The following is a 23,346-nucleotide window of genomic DNA, read 5'->3' as shown; positions in this document are numbered from 1 at the left end:
TCGGTTTGTTTGTCTCTCTCGGAGAGAGCTTTTATATCATATCATATACAGCCCATCTTGTCAAGCCTTTTTTTTGCTTTTGGATAACTGCACAGCGTCATAGCATTTCTTGTCGATTTTTAGCGACAGAGTGCACAAATGAATAGTCATTTTATATTCTTCCCCGTCTTTATCATTATATGTATATAAAAATATCGGATACAGAAAACTGTATCCGATAAATAAATTTATCTGTTATCCACCTTTTCGGGATACATATCATGCTCCATCAGGCGGTGCATAGCCATCTCTTCAAACTTGGTGCCCTTTCTGCCATAGTTGCAGTACGGGTCAATGGAAATGCCCCCTCTGGGAGTAAACTTGCCCCACACCTCAATGTACTTGGGGTCCATAAGCTTGATAAGGTCCTTCATAATGATATTAACGCAGTCCTCGTGGAAATCGCCGTGATTACGGAAGCTGTACAGATAAAGCTTCAGCGACTTTGACTCCACCATGCGCACATCGGGTATGTAGGAAATGTAGATAGTCGCAAAGTCAGGCTGCCCTGTGATGGGGCAGAGACTTGTAAACTCAGGGCAGTTAAATTTTACAAAATAGTCGTTATCCTGGTGCTTGTTTATGAATGTCTCCAGCATCTGGGGAGCGTAGTCGTCGGGGTATTTTGTCTTCTGATTGCCAAGCAGAGTTATGCCCTGCTTTTCTTCGGCGGTTCTTCCTTCCATGGTAATTCTCCTTAAATTTATTTTAATAGCGCAAGAAGCGTGTTTTTATCACCGTATCCGATGTGTCGTGCGTGCTCTTTTCCACCCTTGAAAGATATAATGGTAGGTATGCTGCTTACCCCATAGGCAACAGCAGCATCGGGTACATTGTCAACATCTACCTTATATACCTTGAAGTCCTGCGCCTCGGCAGCGATCTCCTCGATAATGGGCGCAGTCATCTTGCAGGGGCCGCACCAGACCGCATAAAAATCCACCAGTACAGTCTCATTTCCTGCGATCTTTTCCTTGAAATCCTCAAAGCTTGTAATATCCAGCTTGCTCATATTATCATTCCTTTCATTTTACCGTTTCCCTGCTCTGAGCGGGCATATCCAGCCTTTTCACTTCAGAAGCCGCAGGGAGACAGACCGTTATTCTCGTACCGATGTCCTTGTACGATATTACCTCAAAATGTCCGCTGTGCCGCTCGACTATCCACTTCGCAATGGAAAGCCCCAGACCCGTGCCGCCTGTTTCACGGCTTCTTGCAGGGTCGGAGCGGTAAAATCTGTCAAATATTCTGGGTATATCCTTTTCGTCAATGCCGATGCCTGTGTCCTGCACCTCAAAGCAGCACTCGCCCTCCTCATTGTGCAGCACCCTCAGGGTAATTGTGTTGCCCTTGGGAGTGTATTTCTTCGCATTATCGCAGAGAATACGGGCAGTCTGCTTCATCATCGAAACATCGGCGTTTATATTTATGTTTTCCTTAATGTCAAGGATATATTCATGGTCGGGGTCTATCATCTCCGCCTCGGTGTGAACCTCACGTATCATATCCGACAGCGAGAACACAGTCATATTCACAGGCTGCCTGCCGTTGTCGCCCCTCGCAAGGAACAGCAGCTGCTCCACCAGCTTGTTCATGTTCTCCGATTCATTTTTTATGGCAGTGATGCTCTCGTCAAGGATCTTTTCGTCGGATTTTCCCCACCTTGCCAGCATATCAGCATAGCCCTTGATAACAGCAATGGGCGTGCGAAGCTCATGAGATGCGTCCGATACGAACCTTGACTGGCTCTTATACGCAGCCCTCATTCTGTCCAGCAGGTCATTGACCGCATTTTCAAGCCTTTTCAGGTCACGGTTGCCCGTGGAAATGTGTACATTTGACTCCATAGGGTCATCAATGCTGCCGATAGCAGACTCAATATCATCGAAATTATAAGGATTCTGATGCGCCGCCTCAGTAAGCTCCGTAGCGGTAACAGCCATTTTGTTAAGAGGACTGAGCATTTTTTTCGCCCTGAAATATTCGGGCAGGAATCCGATGAGCCATACCACCGCCTGGATTATTCCCAGACCGCACACCGCAAACATAAGAACGGAAGCAAAGCCCCCGCAGCTTACCGAATGACCCCCAACGTTATAAACGCCCGTGGCAAGAATATCCCAGAAGTTCCCCGCCGTGTCGTCAAAAAGCAGCTCACGGCTGAGGGACGGGTCAAAGGAGTCATAAAATCTTGCTTCCGTGGCAGCACACCAGCTGATAACGGAAAAGACCACCAGCAGCAGGTCGGTGCAAAGATTCCACGCCAGCCTGTCAAGCTGTCGGTGCGAAGCTATCTGCCCCGCAATGGAGCTGCTGTCCGCAGGCCGTTTGGACATATTCTCACCGCCCTTCAATGATCTGTATCAAAAGCCCTTGCTTATAAGTCCACGTACAATATCCGAGTAAAACTCGGTAATGTCGTCAATGTCCGCCTCTGCGCCGTCCTTTTTCTTTGAAAAAGCAGCCCTGCGCATATCCACCTCATCGCAGTGGGATATTCCTCTGCCGTCACTGCCGTAGAATGTGCCCATAAAATTAGTCCATTTCGCGGCTCTCGGCGCAAGCAGACCGTCATTTTCGCCCTCGAACCTGTTCACCGCAAGCCACGTCCAGCTCATAAAAATGTCCGAAGTGGGCTTTTTCATGGCAAAAGCGCAGCTCTGATAATATACGTCGGGGCTGTCGGGATTTTTTATGTTAAAAATGTCCGCCGAATTTGTCTTGAATGAGTTTACGGCGCTGTAGGTGTCAGGCGACTCGTCTCCCAATATCCTGAACCACAGGTCAGTCACGCCGCAGCCCAGCTTAACCAGCGGCTGCGGAACAATGTCCATCAGCCTATCCACCGTGACAGAGCCGTTGTGTGGCGTGGATATGGTGGTCAGAGACGCCACCTTATCCGCCATTCCCATGGTCGAGATAAGATATCTTGCCTCCAGTCCGCCCTTTGAATGGGCGATAATGTTTACCTTTTCCGCACCTGTCTGCCTTAGAACAGCTTCAATGGTCTTTTTCAGCTGAGCCGCATTGCCCTCAATGCTACCGTTGCTGTCCTGACCGCCGAAAAAAACCTCCGCACCGCATTTTTCCAGCGCTTTCGGAATGCGTCCCCAGTAACCAATCACCCTGTTGTCCCGAAATCCCATGCCGTGTACCATCAGCAGCGGATATTTAAGTCTTTCCATATCATCACCCACGCCGTCAGATATTACCGAAAAATCATTTTATAACATATCCCACGCCACGTACCGTCTGGATATATTTCACGTCCGATACCTCTTCCAGCTTGCTTCTGAGGTATCTTATATATACGTCAACAACATTGGTCTCGCCGAAATAATCATATCCCCATACCCGTTCCAGTAGCTGCTCACGGGTGAGGACGATAGACACATTTTCAAGCAAAGCCTGCAAAAGTCCGAACTCTTTCACCGTCAGCTCCAAGAGCTTTCCGCCGCAGGTGACAGTGTGCCGTGCCGTATCCATGGAAAGCTCGCCGAAGGTCAGGTTTCCGCCCTCGTACTTTTCCTTCTCCGCAGGCTTGTGCTGGCGGAGAGTTACCCTTATCCTTGCCAGAAGCTCTTCGATGGCAAAAGGCTTGGTGATGTAGTCATCAGCGCCCATGTCAAGCCCCGATACCTTATCCATTACCGAGTCACGGGCAGTGAGCATAATAACGGGAGTGTGATCTTCCGCCTTTCTGAGCCGCCTCAGCACTTCAAGACCGTTAAGCCCCGGGAGCATGATATCCAGCAGTATAAGGTCAAATCCCCCGTCCTCGGCAAGAGTAAGTCCCTCTCTGCCGTCGCCCGAAATAACAGTCTCATACTCCTCGTGCTCCAGCTCCAGCTGAACAAATCTTGCAAGCTGAGGTTCATCTTCAACAATAAGAATTTTTGGCATAAAACACACTCCGTCCGATTTTACTTTTTGCGTATCGAGTAGCTGCATCCGCTCATCAGCGAGATAACAACAGCGGCAAAAACCACACCCGCCGTGCAGCAAACCAAAATTATCGCCAGTATAAGGGGAAAGTTTATCATTTCCCTGCCGTTTTTGGATATGACCACCTGATATTTCAGCAGGGCACGGTAGAACTCGCAAAGCTTTCTCCAAGCTATCTTTATAAACTCGCCCAGACTTTCTGCGTCCGCAGCGGATTCGTATCTTGTAGATGTGTAGTTATTCTGCATAATGCCCGTAGAATACTTGTTCACGCCGTTTCCGAGCCGTCCCCTGCGTTCCAGTATTATCATAGCCTCAAGAAGATCGTAGTCCGCTTCCTTCAGCACTTCACCCGCTTCTTCATAGGTTATCCCGCATTTTTCCACAAGCTTTTCAGCCATTTCATGATGCTCCACAGCGCAGACTCCTTTCTCAGGCAGATTTATCTTAGCCTATTATAACACAAATTTATTTGTTTGACAATAGCTGATTGATATTGTCCGTCAAACTTCCGAAATGCAGTAAAGCCGCATTTCCTGTGGGCAGATATGGGAAATGCGGCATGAGATAAATGCTTATTTGTTGTCGTTAAAAAAGCCCTTGTCCTGATTTTCATATGTCTCATAATTCTGTCTGTAGGACTGTTCGGCAGCGTGAGCGTCATATGACGGGCTGTCAGTCTTTACATTTACATTGCTGCCCGCAGGTCTGCTGAAGCCAAATACAAATTCCTTTGAAAAATCGGGGCCTGAGAATGTGTATCTTATGCCGAACAGCAGCGAGATTAGCACCACTGGGATCGCCCCGCCCCATAAGAGGATAAGGCATATCACAGCAGCAATAATGGGCACCGTGAAATAGTCCCTGCTGCCGCTGACGGTCAGCGTGTTTCTTGCCAGCTTGGAGATAAATCCGCCTGTGCAGTCAAAAGCAGTGCGTGCGCCACGGCGGAACTCCTGCCTGAACTTATCCTTATCCCACTGATAGTCGCTGTAGCTTGCGCACTGTCCGCTGGCGCCTGTGGTCGATGAGCAGTTCTTTTTCTTAGCCTTTTCAAGCATAACAGCCGCAGCCAGCATATCCTTTCCGCAAGCCTCATAAGCATAGCGGGCTTCTTCAAAAGTAGAGCCTGTCTGACTTACCAGTTTGCTTACATTTTCAAAATCATCCATAACAGTCGTCCTTTCGGGTAGTTTTATTTCTCTCGTTCTGATTACTATTATATCCTGCGATAATTAAAGCATTTTTCAGGAAAGATTAGAATTTCATTAGAACTATTTCTTAAAAGATATTCTCTTTTCCTGCGGGAAGTCCTCTCCGCCGATGGTGTATTCCACGCTGCAGAAGAGGGAAACGAGTATAGCGATAAAAGATATCTTCCACAGCAGCAGAGCAACAATTATAAACGCCAGCACAGGCATATGGAATATTTCGCTTGTACGTGACACGGTAACGTCATTTCTGCAAAGCATTGAGAAGAATCTTTTCACCTTGTCAAAGAAGCCGCCGTTTACCACAGCAGGCAGATTATTATTTTCATTCATTATCAAGCACTCCTTTTGTGTGATGTTTTATTTGATGTATATATAATACCTCACGCAAATTAAGGTGTACTTTAAAGGGCATTAGAAAGGAATTAGAAAATAAACCGTCAAATTTAAAAGTCAGCACAAAAAAGCACAAATGAAAGGGTTTATACTAAGCACCAATTAAAAACTATACAAAAAATTGAGCATGATCTTGCGTATATGGATTATGCGATGATTTTTTTCTATAGTTTTATTGGTGATTAGTATTTGTCCGCCTTTCCATATAAAAATGGCTGTCACCCTAAATCAACAGCCATTTATCCTATTTTCCCTCACTTCGTCTGTCCGTCAAGGGTCAGATGATATGCCGACAAAAACTCTGATATAAACTCCTCCGCCTCGGGAAGCGCCATGTCATGCACCGCCTGCAGGGTGCTTTTCTCCGCCTCGGTAAAATCGGAGTTGCCCATCTGCCGCTCCTCGATGCACTTTATCAGCGCAGAAAGCTTGTCCGCCGCCTTTACCAGCACCCAAAGCTCCTTGTCCTCCTCGGTTTTTGAGAACAGCGGAGCATAGTATCCCCTCAGATCCTCAGGCAGATAGGACAGCAGCTTTTCCTCAGCCATTTTCTCCACCTTGTCATATTCCGCCTTTATCTCGGCATTGTAATATTTCACAGGGGTCGGCAGATCCCCCGTGATTATCTCCGTAGCGTCGTGATACATAGCAAGCAGAGCCGCCCGCTCAGGGTCAACGTTCCCGCCGAACCGCACATTCCTGTACAGCGCCAGCACATGGGCTATAAACGCCGTTTCAAGGCTGTGCTCGCTGATATTTTCATTTATGGTGTTGCGCATAAGCCCCCAGCGGTTGATGTATTTCATTCGGGAGATTATGGCAAAAAATTTCTGTTCCTGCATAAAATTCTTCTTTCGGTGTAAGATTTGCTGTAAATCAGAACTCAATTCCCCTGCGTGCGTCAATGCCCTTTTCATAAGGGTGCTTTACCGCCCTTATCTCGCTGACATAATCGGCAGCGTCAACATATTTCTGCTCGGGGTCTCTGCCCGTAAGCACCAGCTCGCACTTTTCGGGCTTGTGCAGAATTATCTCGTCAGCCAGAGCCTTATCTACCAGACCACAGTTGTAGCCTGCACAGAATTCATCAATAACAAGCATATCTATCTCGTCATTTTTCATCTCTCTGAGCGCCTCTTCCAGCAGAGCATTGTGGCACTTGGTTATAGCCGCCTTGTCCTCGTCGGTCATGGAAAAAGTGAAGCCGTAATTTCTATCGGGACGGGTCACTCTGATATTTGGTATAAGTGCCAGACTTTCAAGCTCCGCAGTCTTGCTGCCCTTTAAAAGCTGAACAATGTGCACTCTCATGCCTGCACCCGCCGCACGCACAGCCAGCCCCATCGAAGCCGTAGTCTTGCCCTTGCCGTCGCCGCAGTAAATGTGAATAAGTCCCATAATTATACCTCTTTTCTCAATATCTTATAAATAAGCTCCATATCCAGATTTGCACGTACATTATCCGCCAGAAGCTTATACTGCCGTTCCTTGTAGCTTTTCCTGTCAGTGCGTTCCGCACCGTATTCAAGCCCCTTTGATCTAAAAAGAGCCTTTACTATCTCACCGGAGATGTCAGCGCTGTCAAAAATTCCATGAACATAGCTGCCGCAGACATTTCCTTTCCATGAGCCGTCCGCCCTGCCATTGTCAAGCTCAGACAGCACATTTCCGCCGATGCTCGTTTCACCCATGTGAATTTCATAGCCCGAAAAATCCCTGTCCGACAGGAACGAGAAAAATCCGCCTATGCTCTGTATCTTTCCCGATATCCTTGTCCGTGTCTTTTCGCTTCTGAATACCGTCTCGCAGTCCAACAGACCCATTCCCGCAGCCTCGCCGCCGCCCTCGGTGTTTTCAGGGTCGGATATGCGCCTGCCAAGCATCTGATACCCTCCGCAAACGCCGAAAACAGGAACTCCGCCGAAGTTCAGCTTCTTTATCATCGCTTCCATGCCGCTTTCACGAAGCCACTTCATGTCCCCCAGAGTGCTTTTCGTTCCGGGGAGGATTATCATGTCCGCTCCCTCCAGCTCACCTGGCTTGGAAGCATATCTCACCGAAACACCCTCGTACTGGCTGAACACATCAAAGTCCGTGAAATTGGATATCCTGGGCAGACGTACAACGGCAATGTTGATAAGCCCCCTTTCCTTGTTTTCGATTTTTTCCGACAAGCTGTCCTCATCGTCAATGTCGCAGTGAATATAGGGAATGACCCCCGCCACAGGCACGCCGCCCTTTTCACGGAGAATATCACAGCCGCTGTCAAAAAGCCGCTTGTCCCCACGGAACTTGTTGACCACAATCCCCTTCACCCTCTGCCGCTCCTCTTCTTCAAGGAGCATTAGAGTGCCGATAAGCTGGGCAAAAACGCCGCCACGGTCAATGTCCCCCACCAGCAGAACAGGTGCGTCCGCCAGCCTTGCCATGCCCATATTCACAATGTCATCGCTTTTAAGATTAAGCTCCACAGGACTGCCCGCCCCCTCTATCACAATGATGTCATACTTCTCCGCCAAAGCATTGTACGCCCTCATTATGTCGGGGATAAACTCCTTTTTCCGCTTGAAATACGCCGAAGCGGTCATGTTGCCCACCACCTCGCCGTTGACTATCACCTGGGAGCCGATGTCAGTTGTGGGCTTCAAAAGGATAGGGTTCATCAGCACGGACGGTTCCGTGCAGGCTGCCTCCGCCTGCATGACCTGCGCCCTGCCCATTTCCAGCCCCTCGGAGGTGATGTATGAATTCAGCGCCATGTTCTGCGATTTAAAGGGCGCACAGGAGTAACCGTCCTCGTGGAATATCCTGCACAGCGCCGCCGCAAAAAAGCTCTTGCCTGCGTTGGACATAGTTCCCTGCACCATTATCGCCTTAGCCATTCAAAAGCCCCCTTTCAAGCGCCATAACAAGCTCAATGTTGTCCTCATGTGACCTTACCGCCGTCCTGAAAAAACTGCCGTCCAGCCCGCAGAAATTCTCGCACCTGCGCAGGGCAATGCCGCTTTCCATGGCAATGTCCGCCAGATCATGCTCACTTTTAAGCAGTATAAAGTTTGCTGCCGCAGGATATGTCTTTATACCCATTGCGCCGAATTTTTCCGTCAAAAATCTCCGCTCACGGGAGATATATTCCACCGTCCGCCCGATGAAATCACTATCATCAAGCGCCGCCGCTCCTGCCGCCTGAGCAAGGCTGTTCACGCTCCAGCTCTGTCCCGCAAGGCTGACTTTTCCGAGAAGATCCTCATCACAGCACAGCATATATCCCAGCCTAAGAGCAGGCATGGCATATATCTTTGTAAACGCCTTTATAACTGCCGCTCCCGCCTCGGCAAGTACATTGGCACTGACGGTATTTTCGGAAAAATCGGCAAAGGACATATCTATCACGGGCAGTATCCCAAGTCTTTTGCACCGTGTGACAATTTCCAGTAGGCATTGTTCCGACAGCTCCCCTCCCGTGGGATTATTGGGGCTGCACAAAAACACAATGTCATATCCGCCCTCGAGAACGTTTATGTAATCATCGCCCAAAGCAAAGTCATTTTCCTCTTTGAGCGCATAAAAATTGATCTCACATCCTGCCGCCGAAAGCGCCTTTTCATACTCGGAAAATGTGGGAGCCAATAACAGCGCCTTTTTCGGCTTTGCGGCAAATACTGTGCGGAAAATAAGGTCAGCCGCACCGTTGCCGCATATGATATGCTCAGGCTGAATGTTCTCCCGCTGCCCTATTTTCTCTCTCAGCACGGTACACTCGGGGTCGGGATATGTGCCGCAGCTGCGTATAGCTCCCGAAAGAGCTTTATATGCCCCCTCAGGCATTCCCAGCGGATTTATGTTGGCAGAAAAATCAATGCGGGCATCAGTGCCCCCGTGCTCGTATTTATCCATATTCCACCTCAGCGTATATTACTAATCTTCAATCAACCTACAGACAAATCCTCGGCTGAAATAAGCCCATTCTTCGTCAAGCTCCCTTGCCGGGCGGCAAGCCCGCCTGCGGTCGCTTTCCTTGACTGGTCTTATTTCATCTGTCGGCTTTGCCTATAGAACGATTGAAGATTAGTATAAATTGAGCCAAAGGCAGTTTTTAGCAAGCCGCCTTTGGCTCTGAAAAATTATTCGTCCTCTGACTTTGTAACTTCAATTCCCAGGATATCAAGGCTGTCCTTGTCAACAGCCGCAGGGCAGTTGCTCATAAGCTCGGAAGCGTTCTGCACCTTGGGGAATGCGGTAACATCACGGAGACTGTCAGCGCCGCACATTATCATAGCCAGTCTGTCAAGACCTATGCCCATGCCGCCGTGGGGAGCTGCGCCGTACTTGTACGCCTCTACCAGGAAGCCAAACTTAGCCTCGATCTCTTCATCGGTAAGTCCCAGTGACTCGAACATCTTCTGCTGAAGCTCATAGTCGGTAATTCTGATAGAACCGCTGGAAAGCTCAGTGCCGTTAAGCACCAGGTCATATGCCTTTGCAAATACCTTTTCGGGAGCAGTGTCAAGATACTGTAAGCACTCGTCCATAGGCATTGTGAAGGGGTGGTGCATAGCGTCCCAGTGCTGAGTTTCCTCGTTCCATTCAAAGAAGGGGAACTCGGTTATCCACAGGAAGTTGAACTTGCCCTCGGGAATAATATTCAGCTGGCGTGCACACTTAAGTCTCAGAGCGCCGAGAGATGTAAGAGCTGTATTCTTCTTGTCGGCGATGATGAACACAACGTCGCCCTTTTCAGCGCCTGCCGCAGCAAGTATCTTATCAAGCTCGCCCTCGCCGAGGAACTTGCCGAAAGAGCAGTTGGGAGCGTCCTCGACCCAACGGATATAAGCAAGGCCCTTTACGCCGATGCCCTTGACATATTCGGTCAGCTTGTCAATCTCTTTTCTTGTGAAAGTGGAAGCGCCGCTCTTTGCGGTGATGCAGCGAACAGTGCCGCCGTTTGCGATAGCGGAGGTAAATACTCCGAAGCCGCAGTCCTTAACAACATCGGTAAGGTCGGTTATCTCCATGCCGAAACGTGTATCGGGCTTATCGGAACCAAAGCGCTCGAGAGCCTCGGTATATTTCATTCTGGGCAGAGGCACAGGGATATCTCTGCCAAGTATCTCGCTGAACAGTCTGCTGATAAAGCCCTCAGCCATTTCCATAATGTCCTCGGTCTCGGCAAAGGACATTTCAAGGTCTATCTGAGTAAATTCGGGCTGTCTGTCCGCACGGAGGTCCTCATCACGGAAGCATCTTGCCAGCTGGATATAGCGGTCAAAGCCTGCTATCATAAGCAGCTGCTTGTATATCTGAGGGGACTGGGGCAGAGCATAGAACTTGCCGGGGTGAACTCTTGAAGGAACAAGGTAGTCTCTTGCGCCCTCGGGAGTGGATTTTATCATCATAGGAGTTTCTATCTCAATGAAGCCGTTCTCATAGAAATAGTCTCTTGCAACCTTTGCAATCTTGCTTCTCATAATGATATTCTGCTGGAGAGGCTTTCTTCTCAGGTCAAGATAACGGTATTTGAGGCGAAGCTCCTCGTTGGTGTTGGAGTTGTCAACTATCTCAAAAGGAGTGGTCTGAGCCTTTGCAAGTATTCTCAGGTCGCTTACATATACCTCGATATTACCTGTCTTGATGTCGTTGTTCTTGCTTTCTCTTTCTCTTACGGTACCCTTTACCAGAAGAACATATTCGGAGCGGCAGGAAGATGCCTTTTCAAATATAGCCCTGTCGGTGCCGTCGTCAAAAGCCAGCTGAACAATGCCTGTTCTGTCTCTCAGGTCGATGAAGATAAGGTTGCCCAGGTCTCTTATTTTCTGAACATAACCGCCTACAACAACTTCCTTGCCAACGCCCTCTACCTCGCCGCAGTAGCAGGTGCGCTTCAGGCCTTTCATATTATCTGCCATTTTAAAAACTTCCTTTCAGTATTACAGAATATCATTTATCTTATCGAAATATTCCGACATTTTTTCTTTTGTTTCGGGGTCGGCACAGGCATTGCCGATGTCCCTTACCCCTTTCAGAACGCCGATTATCTGAGGGCGCTCCTTGGCTTCGCTTCTTGCAAGCCTTTCCGACGGGAGAACGGTGAGCAGTCTTTCCGCCGCCGTATCCGCAGTCATCTCCCCTGCCGCAATTTTCTTTGTGCATTCGGTGTATGCCCGTGAAAACTCCAGCAGCCGCTCCAGGTCATTGCCCATGCTCTTCTTGTTAAGCTCCGCCACCTTGGTCTTTGCAGCAATAAGAGGTAGCAGCTTCATGACCGTAACGGGCGAAAGCTTGTTCAGTATCTTCTTCTGACCCATGACCGCCGCCAGCCAGAAAAGGGACGTGGTCTTTGCGGCATCAAGTCCGTTTCCTTTCAGAAGCTCTCTCATATCAGCCGTGATAACGCCGTTTCCCTCCGATGAACGGCTGCGGACAAATGCCATCAGCCCCTCAAAGTCCTTTTTCATATGCTCATTTGCCATGGCAACCTCGCCGCCCATGGTAACAATTATCTGCTCCTCGGTCACTTCGCCTATAAAGCTTTTACCGTCGTATATCCTTATGACCGCCATATCATTCCTCGGAAGCGAACATATCAGCCATGTGGATATCGGAGAAAACATCAAGGAACTTGTCGCCCAGAGTTATCTCGGTCTCCTCACCTGTGGTCATGTTCTTAAGCTTTGCGCTGCCTGCTTCAAGCTCGTTGTCGCCGATTATCATGGAGAAAGCGGAACCTATCTTGTTGGCATACTTCATCTGAGCCTTTACGCCTCTGCCCATAACATCGCATTCAGCGTGGTAGCCCTCGTCACGGAGAGCCTTGACCAGAGAAACAGCCTTTTTCTGAGCCGCAGCGCCCATTGCGCCGATGTAGATATCGCAGCCACGGGGCATATCAAACTCGCAGCCCTGCTTTTCCATGGTCATGATTATTCTTTCCAGGCCCATGGCAAAGCCCAGCGCAGGAGTGGGGTTGCCGCCCATCTCCTCAATAAGTCCGTCATAGCGTCCGCCGCCGCATACAGTTCCCTGTGCGCCGATAGATGTGGTGATGAACTCAAAAACGGTCTTGGTGTAGTAGTCAAGGCCTCTTACTATCTTGGGGTCAACTGTGTACTTGATGCCCATTTCGTCAAGGTAGCCCTTGAGGGTCTCAAAATGCTCTCTGCACTCGTCGCAGAGGTAATCTATCATAAGGGGAGCGTCCTTGCCTATTTCACGGCAGATCTCGCTCTTGCAGTCCAGTATTCTCATAGGGTTCTTTTCAAATCTTGACTGGCAGGTGCCGCAAAGCTCCTCCTTGTGGGGAGCAAAGAACTCTCTCAGCTTCTCGTAATACTTTGCACGGCAGTGAGGGCAGCCGATGGAGTTGATGTGCAGCTCGATATCTTTAAGTCCCAGTCTCTCGATAACGCTTCCCACAAGGCATATCATCTCAGCGTCAGCAGCAGGTGAAGAGCTTCCCACCATTTCAGCGCCGAACTGGTGGAACTCCCACAGTCTGCCTGCCTGAGGCTTCTCGTGGCGGAAGCAGGAGAGGATATAGAACACCTTCTGAGGAAGTGCGTCATTTAAAAGTCCGTTCTGGAGCACAGCTCTGATAGTGCCCGCAGTGCCCTCGGGACGGAGAGTGAACTTGCTCTCCCTGCCCATAACGCTGAACATTTCCTTCTGAACAACGTCGGTAGTCTCGCCCACCGAGCGCACAAAAAGCTCGGTATTTTCAAAAGTAGGAATGCGTATCTCCCTGAAACCGTAAGAAGCGGCAGTATCCGCAGCAATCTTCTCAACAGTCTGCCACTTGTGGCTCTCAGCGGGGACAACGTCCTCCATTCCCTTTATCCTTGTGGTAATAAGCTCCATAATATCTGTTCCTTTCTTTAAACAAAAAAGCCGTCTCCAAATGTGTATAAACACATTCGGGACGACTGTAAAACCGTGGTACCACCCGTATTTGCCGCAGTGCGGCCTCATACATCTTTAACGCAGATATGCGGACGGGCTTTTATTCACCCGCCGGCTCACCGAGTGTCCTTCATATCAGGTGCAGTCAGGCAGTTCCAGCAAATCCGCCTGTCTCTGAAAAAGCACATAATATTACTCTCCCGACTCAAAGCCGTTGTGATATTGATATCATTATACACTTGATTTCCCCATTTGTCAAGGGCAAATCAACATTTATATCAATCAATGGGATTAACGATCTGGCGCCAGTCAAGATCTCCTCTTTCAAGCGCATGGATAAGAGCCTCGGCAGTAGCGATATTGGTCGCAACGGGAATGTTATGAACATCGCAGAGTCTCAGCAGGTTCATTTCATTCGGCTCGTGGGGCTTTGGAGAAAGCGGGTCTCTGAAAAAAAGGAGCAGGTCGATCTCGTTGCACGAAATACGTGCGCTTATCTGCTGATCTCCTCCCTGTGCGCCGCTCAGATACCTCTGAATATTAAGTCCCGTAGCCTGAGCTACCATTTTGCCCGTTGTGCCTGTTGCGCATAGGTTATGACGTGACAGCACACCGCAGTAGGCGATACAGAACTGGACCATCAGCTCCTTTTTGGAGTCATGCGCAATAAGTGCAATATTCATTTTCTATCATTCCTTTCCCCGTGAGATAACAGAAGCCATCATTACTGAAGAAGAACCTTGAAGCTGAGAGGAACGTCCTCACCCTTGATCCTCTTTGAAATAGCGTCAAATGCCTTGAATGCCAGTGAGCTGGAGGGAAGAGGTTCTCCCTTGGAGGTTGCGATAATAACAGCATCATCATCGGGGATAACACCGATGAGCTGAACGCCGACTGTATCAATGATCTCATCAAGATCGACTACCAGGTCAGCCTTGAAGAGGTCGGGATTTACCTTGTTTATGATAAGGCGCTGCTTCTTGTTGCCTCTCTTATAGAACTCATCCGACATTGTTCTTGCGTCTCTTACGCATACAGGGTCGGGAGTGGTGTTGATAAGGATAAGGTCAGACTGCTCAACAACATCGAAAACGCTGGCATTGGTACCTGCGGAGGTATCAACGATGATGTACTCATAGTACTTTCTCATTTCCTGGCAGATGTTCTTGATAGTCTCAGCGTCAACTCTTGCGAAAGGATCCTCAGGAGCACAGACAATGCTGAGGTTTGTTGCGATCTTCACCTGAGTAGTAGCCTGGTAAATGTCACATTCTCCCTTGAGAACGTTGCCCAGGTCATACTTTATGTCATTCTTGACTCCCAGCATGATATCAAGGCATCTGAGTCCGAAGTCAAGTTCTATAATAAGTGTACGGTGTCCCTGCTTTGCAAGAGCAAAGCCCAGCTCGGAGCAGATTGAGGATTTTCCGGTACCGCCTTTACCGGAAGTAACAGCAATGATCTTGGACATAATAGCTCCATTCTCCGCATTTCTGATATAATAATAGCTGTGTGCCGCCCGACTGAATGATGCGGACAGACCGACGGACTTCATAACGCAATATATGCCTGTGAGAAAAATTCCCGCAAGCATCTGCCATTCCTGCCTGATATGTACTTCGGAGCTTCACCCACAAAATGGGATAATATTTCTCCCCAGCTCCTCAAAGTCTCACACGGCACGGACGATTACCTGATTAAAGGCACACAACCGGTTACTATTATTGTACCATAAAATCGCAAAAAGTCAAAGGCTTTTTGCCCACTTTGCACAATTTCGTTATAGTGTAATTATTCAAATCATAATATTTGTATAATTTATACAAATTATTTTTAATAATAAACTTCTGACAAAAAGTACGGATCTTCCCCTTGCAATACCCTAAAAAACAGTTGATTTTCATAAAAATATATGTTATAATATACCTATCAAGTATAATTCAGAAAGGACGATAATATGAATACCAATGAAATTCTTTCTCACATAGACAGCCTGCTAAAAGAAAGCCGCCTTGATGAAGCGGAAAAATATATGAAAGCCACTCTTTCCGATGCGGAAAAATCGGACCGCCCCGATATAATGCTCACCCTTTACAATGAGCTTGCAGGCTTTTACCGTGACTGCGGCAGATTTGCCGAAGCGCTGGAAAGCTGCCGCCGCTCGGAAGTGCTTCTTGAAAAAATGAACATCGGCGGCGCTCAGCTTGCCTCCGCTCTGCTCAACTCCGCCAACGCCTGCCGTGCCGCAGGGCTGTATGATGAAAGCTTTGACTATTACCGCAGAATATATGCAATTCTGGAGAATATCGGCGCAGAAAAGCCACTCTACGCAAGCTATTATAATAATCTTGCCCTGCTTTATCAGGAAACAAATAACTGGCAGGAAGCCGCAGACTGCCTGAAAAAAGCCCTCTCCCTTGCAGATGACGATATCCGCAGGGCGATCACACGCTCAAATCTTGCCGTCTGTCTCACAAAGCTTGGGGACAACAGTGCCGCAAAAGAGACACTCGCTCCCGCTATGGAAACATTCTCGGGGCTGTCCCCCTCTGATTTCCATTACAGCGCAGCCCTCGCCGCCATGGGTGATATATGCTTTGCTGAAAAGGATCTTTCCAAAGCCGCATACTATTATGAAGCATCTCTGTCCGAAATAGAGCTTCATATGGGCAGAAACAACTTCTATGATATAGTGTCCCACAACCTCTCGGAAGCTTATGAAAACTTAGGCGGCAAGCCGGCACTCAAAGGCATGGAGCTGTGCAGACAATATTTCGAGGTCTTCGGCAGACCCATGCTCCAAAGGAATTTTGCCCTCTACCTTGACCATATCGCCTGCGGACTGGCAGGAGAAGGCTCCGAGTGTCTGGGCTTTGACGACCATATCTCCCCCGACCACGACTTTGGGCCCTCATTCTGCATCTGGACAGACCTACCCGACGATATGTGCGCCAAGCTCCAAAAGGCATATGACCTGCTGCCAAAAGAATTCATGGGCATGAAACGAATAGTCACCCCAAATGGGACCGACCGCACAGGCGTGATAAAAGTCACGGACTTCCTGAGAAAATTCACAGGCTTTGACCACGTTCCAAACAGCTCCGAGGAATGGCAGTACACCGTTGACGAAAACCTTGCCTGCGCCGTGAACGGCAGCATTTTCATGGATAATTCAGGCTTTTTCACCGATATCCGTCAGCGGCTCCAAGTCCAGCCCGAGGATATCAGGCTGAGGAAGCTTGCCGCAGAGCTTGAAAAAATGGCCCAGAGCGGTCAGTACAACTACCCCCGAGCAATGAAGAGAACCGACCCCGCCGCCGCATTTTTCACCCTTTCCGCATTTATGGAAAGCTCCATGAAAGCAGCCCATATCCTTTCCCAAAAATATGCTCCCTATTCAAAATGGCTGTTCAGAAGCACGGAAGCTCTTCCAAAATTTGATGAGCTGGCAATAGCTGTCCGCAATATCGCCGAGGGAAAAAATATCACCGAAAATATAGAAATAGCCTGCGCAGCTGTCAGAGCCGAGCTAAAGGCTCAGCAGATATCAAACTCCGACGATTATATGTCAGTGTGCGCCGATGATGCCAAGCACCGTGCGGACATCATCTACACCGCCGAAGAAATAATTGCCATGGAGTGGGATTTTTTCGATAAGGTGCAGAACGAGGGCGGAAGAGCCGACTGCCAGGACGATTACTACACCTTTTCCATAATGCGCCGCAGCCAGTATTATTGCTGGGAGCTGCCCATGCTCTGCTCGCTGTATGAGGATTTCAAGGCAGCCAAAGCAGACGACCGCAACCCCATAACCGAAAAATACGGCTATATGATGGAGACCACCGCCCCCGCCCGCTTTGCTGAGATACGCTCCTCTCTCCCCGAGATACCGCAGCAGAAAAAGGAGCTGTGCTCCGCTATCTGCCAGATACAAACAGGCATGATGGAGGAATTTGCCGCCAATTATCCCAAGCTTGCAGGCAGAGCAAGAACAATACACACCTATGAGGACACACCCTGGCTCACATCTTATGAAACATATCTCCGTGGGGAGCTTTATACCTATTCGGATATCACATTGAAGCTTTACGGCAGCTTTATCGCCCGCCTCTGTACAGAGGGGAAAAATCTTGCCTATATAATAATGGAGCAGTCAGTTAAGATGTACGGCTATGAGAGCCTTGACCAAGCGGAAGAACACGCATAAAAATAAGTGGTTGCCACATTTTGCGGCAACCACTTTATCTTTTTATGAAACAGTTACCTTAACAGTAACGCTGACGGACTTATCATGAGTCGAGGTAATGGTGATGTAACAGCTGCCTGACTTGTGTGCAGTCATTTTGCCGTTATCATCAATGGAAACTATATCAGGATTGGAAGACTTGTATGTTACCTCCCTGAAAGTGGTGTTGATAGGCTTGAAGCTGAATGTTATGTTGGCTGTGGTGTGGTAAGCCAGAGGTATCTCCTTTTTGATAACGGTCAACTCTGTAGGATATATCTCTTCCTTGTCCGAAGTATCGGCCGTATCTTTCTTTGCAGGCTTCTTGACTACCTTGCCGTCCTTGTTGAACTTCACTTTCTCGCCGTCAATGCTGACAGTCCTGCTCACCGCACGCTTGCCGCTGGTGCAGTAATAATAGGTCTCGCCATCGCTCTCCTGCCAGCCTGTGAGCATAACGCCCTCATTGTCAAAGAAGTAATAGCAGCCGCCTATCTTGTTAACGCCTGTAACAGCAGCGCCGTTCTTGCCGAAATAATATTTGCCGGACTTGGCTTTGAGCCAACCCTTTTTCATAACTCCGTCACTGCCGAAGTAATATTTCTTGCCTGACTTTGTTTTCAGCCAGCCTGTTTTCATAATGCCCTTGCTGTTGAAATAATAAGTCTCACCGTCAATTTCTTCCATGCCCGTAACAGCCTTGCCGTTATCCACGTACATTTTACCATTGTCGGTGTCCTTCCATTCGCCTGCAAAGCAGGTGCCTGCCATTGAGAGAGTAATGAGAGCGGCAGCACATATAGCCGAATACCGCTTCATACCACTGTTTTTCATAGAAAAATCATTCCTTTCAAAATCGCATACAGTCATATAGTTTTTAAATATTATACAATAAATCAAGGAAGATGTCAACAGACAGAACACATTTAATGTCGTATGATATGCTACAGAATGTTGTACCAGCTGGGAAATTCCTCCTCATATATCTGGTCTATCTGATGATATATCGCCTGGATCTCCGCAATAAGCTCGTCATTTTCGTTGGAGATGAACGGAGTTACCTTTGCAATGGAAATGTTCAGGTTTGCCAGCGCATCATCATGGATTATCATGGTAACTTTCCGCTCGTAGCTGTGCCAAAAGTCGTTAAGCTCGTTTGACAACGCCAGCGCACCCTCAACGTCTCCGCTTTCATATACCTGCTGTATCTTTTCAATCCGACCTTTCAGCAGATCATTCTGATTGTCCAGTATAAAAAGCGATGTTACCGAGTAAATTATTATCAGCACAATAAGCGTGACCGCTATTTTAACCCTTTTCAATTATCTTATCCCCCCTGCATTCAGTGGAAAGCTCCTTTTTGATAATGCGGTACTTTGCCGCAGTTTCCGCCGTCATCATGAAAATGTCGGTGGGGTCAACGCTGTTTTCCGACAATATCTTGTCAAGCCACTGCCTGCCAAGCCCCAGCCTTTTAAGCGACGAGTCCATGACCACACCGTCCTGCACCACCACCGCAGGCGGGTCGGGGGAGCTGTTTTTTATATCCATATCCTCGTTGGTAACAGGGCGGTTCTTGAATTTGGGGTAAACGCTCACCTTGCCCGTAGTCTCCACCACAGCAAACTGGACCTGTTCAATGTCAAAAATACCCTGAGAACGTACCGCTTCCATCAGGTCGTCAGTGGTAAATCTCAGATTGAAAAGCTTCTGCTGATCTACCTTTCCGTCACTGACAATAACAACAGGCTCGCCTGATATAACGCTTCTGAGGCGTTTGGACTTCATCGTCACCCATGACATGAGCACATCAAGGCATACAAGTGTCAGCACAGGCAGCAGACCCGTCACCAGAGGAATGCTCAGATCCTCCACAGGCAGAGTGGCGATGTTGGAGATAAGTATGGTAATAGCCAGCTCCGAGGGCTGAAGCTCTCCTATCTGGCGTTTCCCCATGAGGCGCACCGCAAATATCAGTACGCAGTACAAGATCACCGCACGAATAAATACAACTGTCAAGAACGCACGTCCTTTCATCTTTAATGATATTTATTCTGTGCGGATTTTTGGCAAATATGCAAAGGGACTGCTGCGCAGCAAATAGAAAAAAGCAATCCAAAAAACCAAAAGTAAGACGCACAAATATGAGAACCTTTGCAAATAAGCACAAGGCAAAGGGTTTAGGTCAAGCCTTTTTCCCGAAAGGCTTGCGGGTGTCCAGAGGGCAGAGCCATCTGGTCGCTGTCCGCAGACAGCGAAATCTTTTTGTTTGCGGTATAAATGATTGACCTGATAGCCGACAAATATAAAAGTTCTAAAAGCCGCCTGCACCGAAAATTTGAAAACTTGCTAATAAGCAAAACATCTCAAATTGGCTAAAAGCTTTTTTATGCAGGCGGCTTGAAACTGAGAGCAATTTCGCAGAAATTGCGTTTCAGTTTCCGCCGTAAGGCGCAGGTACGGACAAATCTGCTTTTCATTTTTATAAAGTCCGTACCATGCAAAGGAGACACCACCAGGTGGGAAGTATTAACCAAAGGTTAATTAAACTAAAGCAAGGGCAAAAAACGGCATTCCCCTTCCCCCTGATGGTTTCTCCGTGGCTTTGTAAAAGGCAAGCACTCATCTCTTCCTTACACCCTATTCCCTACCGTTTTTTATCCCCCTACATTTTGCTTGCCGACGGAGACCGAACCCCGTTCATTTATTTGCACTCTTTTCTATAGCTATGTTTACAAGCTTGAGCTTCACTCCGTTCTTTTATCTGCTGTTCGTTTTGTTTGGTTCTGCGGTGTGGATTGGTTATATTATCCGCCTATCTCCCATAAACAAATCGAGCCGACAGCATATGCCGTCGGCTCGTGATATTACCTTTAAATTATTCTGCGTAAACTTCCTTTGCCATGTTGAAAGCCGCCCATGCTTTGGGCCAGCCTGCGTAAAATGCGGCGTGGGTAAGGATCTCAGCCATTTCCTCGGCTGTAACCCCGTTCTTTTTCGCATTTTCCAGATGATAGCGGAATGAGCTGTCCGTAAGTCCCTGGGACATAAGTGCCACAACGGTCACAATACTGCGGTCACGGAGTGAAAGCTGCTCCTCACGGCTCCATACCTCTCCGAAAAGCACATCATCGTTAAGCTCCGCAAACTTGGGAGCAAATTCGCCCAGTGCATTTCTTCCTGCTGTCTGCTTTACAATAATAATTACCTCCTGTTGACACGGAAAAGTTTTTGTGATATGCTTAAATTATAAACCTTAAAGCTGACTTTAAGTCAATAGTTATTTTTTATAAATTTTATGAACGGGTGATAATATGAGCTATACTGTAGGAGAAGCTGCCAGAAGGCTGAACGTAGCCCCCTCAACTCTGAGATATTACGACAAAGAGGGTCTGCTCCCAGCCGTCAGCAGAACAGAGGGCGGCATAAGAATGTTCACCGCCGCCGATATGGAGACCCTTTCCATGATAGGCTGCCTGAAAAAAGCAGGAATGTCCATCAAGGACATAAAGCAGTTTATGGACTGGTGCCACCGGGGCGACAGCACCATTTCCCTGCGCAAGGAGCTTATCAAAAAGCAGCGCCGTGCCGTTGAGGAGCAGATACGCCAGCTGAACGAGACCCTTGACGTTCTTGACTACAAGCAGTGGTACTACGAGACCGCCGAAAAAGCAGGCACCTGCAAGATACACGACAACCTTTCCGAGGAGGACATTCCCGAAAAGTTTCGCTGCGGAAGAAAAAAGGTCAAGGGCACTGCATAATATTATTTCATCTGCGACCGGTTTGCACAAAAAAGCCGCATTTCTTATAGCAAGAAATGCGGCTTGAAATTCTATCAGCCTCTGCGGCGGGAAGTATTCCTGCGCTTGTTATCAATATTTTTCTTTATATCGCCCATGCGCTCATCGGAGCTTGCCTTGAACTTGTTGAGCATATCCTCAAAAGCGGACTCGGGAGTCTGCGGCTCCTTGGGAGCGAACTTGTCCTGCCTGGGTCTCCTGTCACCGCCCTGACGGTTTCCGCCGTCGGGTCTGCCTCTGAATTCCTTCTTAGGCTGAGGAGGAAGAGCCTTTTTGATAGATAAAGATATTTTTCCGTCCTCGGAAACTGCGAGAACCTTTACCTTTACCTGCTGTCCCTCGGTCAGATGATCTCTAATCTCATTTACAAAGGTATTCGCCACCTCGGAGATGTGAACCATTCCCGTAACACCGGGTTCAAGCTCCACAAAAGCTCCGAACTTGGTAATGCCTGTAACCTTGCCCTCATAAATTTTTCCTACATCCGGCTGCATAAACTAAAATATACCCTTCCTTATTTTTTGGCTTGCGCCAGTTTATGAAAAAGCGGAAAACCGCCTTATCAGTTTCGAGTAGTGTCGTAGAATCTGCGTTCGTCGGGATAAGCATACCCCAGCTTTTCCATAGCGATACGCTCCATATAGGTACGTTCATCGTCCTCATTGAGAATACTTTCATAGCTTGCATTCTCAGCCTCAAGAGCCTCTGCCTGAGCCTTCAGGACTTCAAGCTCCTGCTGCTTTTCGCTCAGCTCCACCTTGTCGCCGATGATCGAAACAACGCAGGCACCTATAAGAACAATAAAAACGGGAACAGCGATTATGCTTGCAAGTGCATTGCTTCTGCCCTGCTTTTTGCGGTAAGCCTTTCTGACAGCAGCCATAGCCGCTTTTTTCTCCTTGCTGTCTTTACCTTTTGCGGACATATTCCCACCGTCCTTTCCTGACGCTTCTACTTCATCTTAGCTGATTTATTATACAACATTTCAGGTATATTTTTCAAGTGTTTTTTATAATTTTTAGATTTTGCCCTGATTTTTTTGGCGTTTGATACAAATTTGGAGTTCATTTTTGTTAACATTTTTTGCCTAAAAAATACAAACGGTTTAGCGGCAAATAAATATACTTTGTGTAAAAAGCCATATATGCCGCCGAAAAGCCACCTGAGGAACCCCATTATCACCGTACCTGCCGTCAGGATATATATTACCGCCCCCAGCAGCGCACCAAGCCAGTAAAACGCCCTTATCTCTCCCCTGGCGAACAGCAGGGAAAATATGTACAGCCCCAGCCCGCATATTATCATATAAAGGGCGTCGCACACAGCGGTAAGCGCCGTGCTGCGCATAGGGGGAAGCATCACACGCAGGGCACGGAACACGTCCCACAGCACCCCGAATGTCACGCCTGCCAGCACCGACAGCAGAAAAAGCTCCGTCTGCTCGCTTACTGTGAAAAACGCCTCAGGCTCAATTTTTGTAAGCAGCATCATTTAAGCAGCCTGCCCACAAACCCCAGAGGGCCTTTCACCTGGCTGTCGCCGTAGATAACAGCGTTTATCTCCCCCTCGATGACCATATCCCCCGTTTCCACCGAAAGAAGTCCCACTCTGAGATCCTTGCCCTTTACCGTAAGCTCGCCCATGCAGGTATATAGCAGAACGGAGTTCTCGTTGAATTTATCCGTATCGGTCACGCCTGTGACGGTCAGTCTGCTTCTGTTTTCAAGCTTCAGGGAATGTTCGTTTTTTTCCATGCCTATCAGCTCCATACTCATGATAATACTTAATACTATGAGCAGAAATATAAAAATAGACATAAAAAAAATCTCCG

General features: G+C 48.1%; 27 protein-coding genes and 1 other annotated feature. Of the genes, 2 read left to right on the top strand and 25 right to left on the bottom strand.

From position 1 onward, the window contains the following. Nucleotides 1–227 precede the first annotated feature (227 nt). The 17 genes from queF to OCV68_RS10920 form a co-directional block, all read right to left on the bottom strand. Nucleotides 228–725 (bottom strand): preQ(1) synthase, encoded by a 498-nt coding sequence (queF, locus tag OCV68_RS11000; RefSeq protein WP_022473989.1) that lies wholly within the window; start codon nt 723–725, stop codon nt 228–230. Nucleotides 726–742: 17 nt separating this feature from the next. Further along, a complete protein-coding gene (trxA, locus tag OCV68_RS10995; protein WP_262572621.1) occupies nt 743–1,051 on the bottom strand; it encodes a thioredoxin in 309 nt (102 codons plus the stop codon). 13 nt (nt 1,052–1,064) lie between these two features. Beyond that, the gene (locus OCV68_RS10990; protein ID WP_022473991.1) at nt 1,065–2,375 is read right to left on the bottom strand and encodes a sensor histidine kinase; all 1,311 of its coding nucleotides are present in this window, start codon (nt 2,373–2,375) and stop codon (nt 1,065–1,067) included. A gap of 27 nt (nt 2,376–2,402) precedes the next feature. Further along, entirely contained in the window at nt 2,403–3,224 is an 822-nt protein-coding gene (locus OCV68_RS10985) for a lipase family alpha/beta hydrolase (RefSeq protein WP_262572619.1), read from the bottom strand. A gap of 34 nt (nt 3,225–3,258) precedes the next feature. Beyond that, nucleotides 3,259–3,942 (bottom strand): response regulator transcription factor, encoded by a 684-nt coding sequence (locus OCV68_RS10980; protein ID WP_262572617.1) that lies wholly within the window; start codon nt 3,940–3,942, stop codon nt 3,259–3,261. Nucleotides 3,943–3,962: 20 nt separating this feature from the next. Further along, the gene (locus tag OCV68_RS10975; protein WP_262572615.1) at nt 3,963–4,400 is read right to left on the bottom strand and encodes a UBA domain-containing protein; all 438 of its coding nucleotides are present in this window, start codon (nt 4,398–4,400) and stop codon (nt 3,963–3,965) included. Between the two features lie 159 nt (nt 4,401–4,559). Further along, nucleotides 4,560–5,156, bottom strand: a complete 597-nt coding sequence (locus OCV68_RS10970) for a UBA domain-containing protein (RefSeq protein ID WP_262572612.1) — start codon at nt 5,154–5,156, stop codon at nt 4,560–4,562. 102 nt (nt 5,157–5,258) lie between these two features. Further along, entirely contained in the window at nt 5,259–5,528 is a 270-nt protein-coding gene (locus OCV68_RS10965; RefSeq protein ID WP_262572610.1) for a hypothetical protein, read from the bottom strand. A 317-nt stretch (nt 5,529–5,845) separates the two neighbouring features. Further along, a complete protein-coding gene (gene yfbR, locus OCV68_RS10960; RefSeq protein ID WP_262572608.1) occupies nt 5,846–6,433 on the bottom strand; it encodes a 5'-deoxynucleotidase in 588 nt (195 codons plus the stop codon). 34 nt (nt 6,434–6,467) lie between these two features. Further along, a complete protein-coding gene (locus tag OCV68_RS10955) occupies nt 6,468–6,989 on the bottom strand; it encodes a cob(I)yrinic acid a,c-diamide adenosyltransferase (protein WP_022473998.1) in 522 nt (173 codons plus the stop codon). 2 nt (nt 6,990–6,991) lie between these two features. Beyond that, on the bottom strand, nt 6,992–8,473 hold the full coding sequence (locus OCV68_RS10950; RefSeq protein ID WP_262572605.1) for a cobyric acid synthase: 1,482 nt from the start codon (nt 8,471–8,473) through the stop codon (nt 6,992–6,994). Then, the gene (locus OCV68_RS10945; RefSeq protein ID WP_262572602.1) at nt 8,466–9,488 is read right to left on the bottom strand and encodes a pyridoxal phosphate-dependent aminotransferase; all 1,023 of its coding nucleotides are present in this window, start codon (nt 9,486–9,488) and stop codon (nt 8,466–8,468) included. Before OCV68_RS10945 ends, OCV68_RS10950 begins: the two co-directional genes overlap by 8 nt. 227 nt (nt 9,489–9,715) lie before the next feature. Then, a complete protein-coding gene (aspS, locus tag OCV68_RS10940) occupies nt 9,716–11,497 on the bottom strand; it encodes an aspartate--tRNA ligase (RefSeq protein ID WP_262572599.1) in 1,782 nt (593 codons plus the stop codon). 21 nt (nt 11,498–11,518) lie between these two features. Beyond that, on the bottom strand, nt 11,519–12,202 hold the full coding sequence (locus tag OCV68_RS10935) for a hypothetical protein (protein WP_147622536.1): 684 nt from the start codon (nt 12,200–12,202) through the stop codon (nt 11,519–11,521). Next, nucleotides 12,153–13,445, bottom strand: a complete 1,293-nt coding sequence (gene hisS, locus OCV68_RS10930; RefSeq protein ID WP_147622537.1) for a histidine--tRNA ligase — start codon at nt 13,443–13,445, stop codon at nt 12,153–12,155. Before hisS ends, OCV68_RS10935 begins: the two co-directional genes overlap by 50 nt. 54 nt (nt 13,446–13,499) lie before the next feature. Next, nucleotides 13,500–13,705, bottom strand: a binding site (T-box leader). A 60-nt stretch (nt 13,706–13,765) separates the two neighbouring features. Further along, complete coding sequence (gene mgsA, locus OCV68_RS10925; RefSeq protein ID WP_022474004.1) at nt 13,766–14,170, bottom strand: methylglyoxal synthase; 405 nt, start codon at nt 14,168–14,170, stop codon at nt 13,766–13,768. A gap of 41 nt (nt 14,171–14,211) precedes the next feature. After that, nucleotides 14,212–15,081, bottom strand: a complete 870-nt coding sequence (locus OCV68_RS10920) for a nucleotide-binding protein (RefSeq protein ID WP_022474005.1) — start codon at nt 15,079–15,081, stop codon at nt 14,212–14,214. A gap of 363 nt (nt 15,082–15,444) precedes the next feature. Between OCV68_RS10920 and OCV68_RS10915 the strand changes: the two genes are divergently transcribed. Then, complete coding sequence (locus OCV68_RS10915) at nt 15,445–17,694, top strand: DUF4125 family protein (protein WP_262572596.1); 2,250 nt, start codon at nt 15,445–15,447, stop codon at nt 17,692–17,694. Between the two features lie 42 nt (nt 17,695–17,736). On the opposite strand, the gene OCV68_RS10910 is transcribed toward OCV68_RS10915, so the two are convergent. From OCV68_RS10910 to OCV68_RS10895, 4 genes are all read right to left on the bottom strand, one after another. After that, nucleotides 17,737–18,546, bottom strand: a complete 810-nt coding sequence (locus OCV68_RS10910) for an Ig-like domain-containing protein (RefSeq protein WP_262572594.1) — start codon at nt 18,544–18,546, stop codon at nt 17,737–17,739. Between the two features lie 110 nt (nt 18,547–18,656). Beyond that, on the bottom strand, nt 18,657–19,034 hold the full coding sequence (locus OCV68_RS10905) for a DUF4363 family protein (protein ID WP_022474008.1): 378 nt from the start codon (nt 19,032–19,034) through the stop codon (nt 18,657–18,659). After that, nucleotides 19,021–19,731, bottom strand: coding sequence for a DUF421 domain-containing protein (locus OCV68_RS10900; RefSeq protein ID WP_022474009.1), 711 nt, complete (start codon nt 19,729–19,731; stop codon nt 19,021–19,023). The genes OCV68_RS10905 and OCV68_RS10900 overlap by 14 nt, the downstream gene beginning before the upstream one ends. An 859-nt stretch (nt 19,732–20,590) precedes the next feature. Then, nucleotides 20,591–20,881, bottom strand: a complete 291-nt coding sequence (locus OCV68_RS10895; protein WP_394803508.1) for a carboxymuconolactone decarboxylase family protein — start codon at nt 20,879–20,881, stop codon at nt 20,591–20,593. 145 nt (nt 20,882–21,026) lie between these two features. On the opposite strand from OCV68_RS10895, the gene OCV68_RS10890 reads away from it, so the two are divergent. Beyond that, complete coding sequence (locus tag OCV68_RS10890) at nt 21,027–21,476, top strand: MerR family transcriptional regulator (protein WP_262572593.1); 450 nt, start codon at nt 21,027–21,029, stop codon at nt 21,474–21,476. A gap of 74 nt (nt 21,477–21,550) precedes the next feature. Here the strand turns inward: OCV68_RS10890 and OCV68_RS10885 are convergent, their stop codons facing one another. The 4 genes from OCV68_RS10885 to OCV68_RS10870 all read right to left on the bottom strand — a co-directional run bounded on the left by OCV68_RS10885 (nt 21,551) and on the right by OCV68_RS10870 (nt 23,332). Further along, nucleotides 21,551–22,009, bottom strand: coding sequence for a S1 RNA-binding domain-containing protein (locus tag OCV68_RS10885; RefSeq protein WP_022474058.1), 459 nt, complete (start codon nt 22,007–22,009; stop codon nt 21,551–21,553). A gap of 68 nt (nt 22,010–22,077) precedes the next feature. After that, nucleotides 22,078–22,440, bottom strand: a complete 363-nt coding sequence (locus OCV68_RS10880; protein WP_022474059.1) for an FtsB family cell division protein — start codon at nt 22,438–22,440, stop codon at nt 22,078–22,080. 26 nt (nt 22,441–22,466) lie between these two features. Continuing rightward, on the bottom strand, nt 22,467–23,006 hold the full coding sequence (yabQ, locus tag OCV68_RS10875) for a spore cortex biosynthesis protein YabQ (RefSeq protein ID WP_022474060.1): 540 nt from the start codon (nt 23,004–23,006) through the stop codon (nt 22,467–22,469). Then, nucleotides 23,003–23,332: a YabP/YqfC family sporulation protein gene (locus tag OCV68_RS10870; RefSeq protein ID WP_022474061.1), complete on the bottom strand. Its 330-nt coding sequence runs from the start codon at nt 23,330–23,332 to the stop codon at nt 23,003–23,005. Before OCV68_RS10870 ends, yabQ begins: the two co-directional genes overlap by 4 nt. Between the last annotated feature and the right edge of the window lie 14 nt (nt 23,333–23,346).

This window comes from Huintestinicola butyrica, from assembly GCF_025567215.1.
Classification (GTDB): Bacteria; Bacillota; Clostridia; order Oscillospirales; family Ruminococcaceae; genus Huintestinicola; species Huintestinicola butyrica.
Note: the sequence above shows the minus strand (reverse complement) of the source record. Positions and strands in the feature narration are given on the sequence as shown.